Genomic DNA, 2,657 nt, shown 5'->3' with positions numbered 1-2,657 from the left:
CTGCGCAGCGTGCGCGGCGGCGTGGACCCGATGGACGATGGGGACGGTCGCGGCCTGCGCGGCGCGGACCTCGAGCGCTATCGCGACGCGCATCCGATCGCCGCGGTGATGCCGCTGGTGGACAAGCTGTTGCTGCGGGACGCGACCAGTACCGGTTTGATCGTGGTGGTGGCCGACCAGTTCGGCCGCGTGCTCTCGGTGCACGGCAATGCCGACCGGGTGCAGCCGGCCGCAGAGGCGGGATTGCGCGAGGGCAACGACCTGAGCGAGCGCCGGGTCGGCACCAATGCCGTGGGCTTGGTGGTGCGCACCGGCCGCGCGGCCTGGATCCACGGGCCCGAGCATTTCCTGCACCGCATGCACCAGATCACGGGAGCGGCTGCGCCGGTGCACGATCCGGACGGCCGCCTGGTGGGCGTGCTGATGATCGCCGGCGGCGTGCGGGTGGCGCGCCCGGAGATCCTGGCGCTGGTGAAGGCGGCGGCCACGGCCGCCGAGATGGATCTGCTGCTGGCCGCGGTGCGTTCGGGTCAGGATCGGCGTTCGTCCGCCGACGCGCCCGCGCCCGAGCGCCTGGGCCTGGAGGTGCTCGGACTCGGGCAGCCGCAGCTGACGGTGGCGGGGGAGCGGGTCCCGTTGTCGCAGCGGCACGCCGAGATCCTGTTGCTGCTCGCCGAGCATTCCGAGGGGCTGTCGGCCGATCATCTGGCCCTGCTGCTCGATGACGCCGATCTGGACAACGCCACGATTCGCGCCGCCATGTCGCGGCTGCGCTCGGTGGTCGGTTCGAACGTCTTCGGCTCGCGCCCGTACCGGTTGCGCGTGCCGATCGCGACGGATGTGGAGGCGCTGCGCGCCGCCCTGGATTCCGGGGATGTGGACGCCGCCGTGCGGCTGTACGCGGGCCCGGTGTTGCCGCGCTCGACGGCTCCAGGAGTTATAGACATTCGCGATGAATTGCGTGTCCGCTTGAGAACGGCTGTATTACGTTCCGGCGACGCTTCGGTCCTGAGTCGGTGGACGGCGGGCGCCGAGGGGCGCGACGACGCGGCGGCGTGGGCGGCCTATCGGGCCACCGTGGACCGCGAATCTCCGCTGTATGCGCAGATCGAGGCCAAGATCCGGGTGCTGGACCGGCGGCTCGGCGCCGATGCAACGCAGTTGCAACGTTTCGACTCCTAATCTCCACATCCGAAAGTGTGGTCGGTCACACGGCTGCCTTGTTATGTGGTCTGACCCACATTCATCGCGATCTTCGGGCCGGATCGGCTCCCAACTAGACGCTCGTCCAACTTTTTTTCAGGAAAAAGTTCCTTTTTATTGTGTAAACGCCTAGTGTCCACAGTCATGAACGGCATCCCTGTGATGCAGGTGACAGTTGGAGGAGATCGGCAGTAGGACAGTCCGGATGCGATGACCCGGAGGCAACCGCATCCCGGCCGGCGAGCCAGTAAGCCCGGCCGCTTCGAGCACTAGTTGGATCACGCGCGGATTCGCCGCGCATTCGTCGAAAAACCCAGGGCGATGCGATAACTCGCGGCCTGGTGCGCTCTCGTCAGCCGAGCGCACTCAGGTCTATTTCGTGATGCCTTGAAACGTTGGCCGACATAGCAATTCGCCATGACATGGGAGGCTCTGGTGCAGGGTACGGACTCGAGTGGTCTCGGACCGAGTGAAGTTCCGACGTCGACTGAATTGTCTACGCCGTTCCCGCTCGGGCCCGCACAGATCGGGCTCTGGTACGCCCAGTTGCTGGCTCCCGAGGTGCCTCTCAACCTGGTCCAGTACATCGATCTCGAAGGCGACCTCGACGTCGACCTGCTGATGCGCGTGGTCGAGGACGGCGTCCCGATCTGGCGCTCGTCGCAGGTGCGTTTCACCGTCATCGACGGGCAGCCCCACCAGTACATCGACCCGACCGCGGGCCACAACACCAAGACCATGGATCTGCGCGGCGAGGCCGATCCCATTGCCGCGGCCCAGGAATGGATGCGCGCGCGGGTGGTCGAGCCGATCGACGTGCTCACCGGCGAGCTCTTCTCCCCGACCCTGATCCGGGTCGCTGACCAGCGCTGGTTCTGGTTCTTCGTCGGCCACCACATCGTGGGTGACGGCTACGCGGCCCTGAACACCATGCAGTGGACCGCCCGCCGCTACACCGCGCTGGCGCGCGGTCTGGAACCGGAGACGGTGAAGGTCGGCACGCTGCGCGAACTGGTCGAGTCCGAGCTGGCCTACCGCGAGAGCAACCGGTTCCGCACCGACCGCGAGCACTGGCTGGAGCGCACCGCGGGCCTGGACGGCACCATCTCGATCAAGGGGCGCACCGCGCCCGCCCGCTCGGACAACGTCCGGGTCGGCATGGTGCTGCCCGACGAGCTGCTGCGCCGCGCCGAAGCGTGTGGCGCGCAGCATGATTCGGGCCTGGCCGGCGTGGTGATCGCCGCCTTCGGCGCGTACGTGGCCCGGCTCACCGGTCAGGACGAGGCGGTGCTGAGCCTGCCGGTCACCGCCCGCACCACCGCGGTCATGCGCCGCTCCACGGGCATGCTGTCCAATATCGTGCCGATGCGCATGGCGGCCGGTCCGGACACCACCTGGGCGGAGCTGCTGACCGCGGCGCGGCTGGAGGTCTCGGGCGCGCTGCGCCACCAGCG

At 68.3% G+C, this 2,657-nt stretch carries 2 protein-coding genes; both read left to right on the top strand.

Annotated features, from left to right (window positions below; genetic code table 11):
• Positions 1-1,182, top strand: a 1,182-nt coding sequence (locus tag ACIRS4_RS36140) for a GAF domain-containing protein (RefSeq protein ID WP_404204182.1), incomplete at its 5' end; no start/stop codon positions are given.
• 513 nt (positions 1,183-1,695) lie between these two features.
• Positions 1,696-2,657: condensation domain-containing protein (locus ACIRS4_RS36135; protein WP_404204180.1), on the top strand; the 962-nt coding region annotated here is incomplete at its 3' end.

It is taken from the genome of Streptomyces sp. NPDC101166 (genome assembly GCF_044768125.1).
Lineage (GTDB): Bacteria > Actinomycetota > Actinomycetes > Streptomycetales > Streptomycetaceae > Streptomyces.
This window is presented reverse-complemented; position numbering and strand designations above follow the sequence as displayed.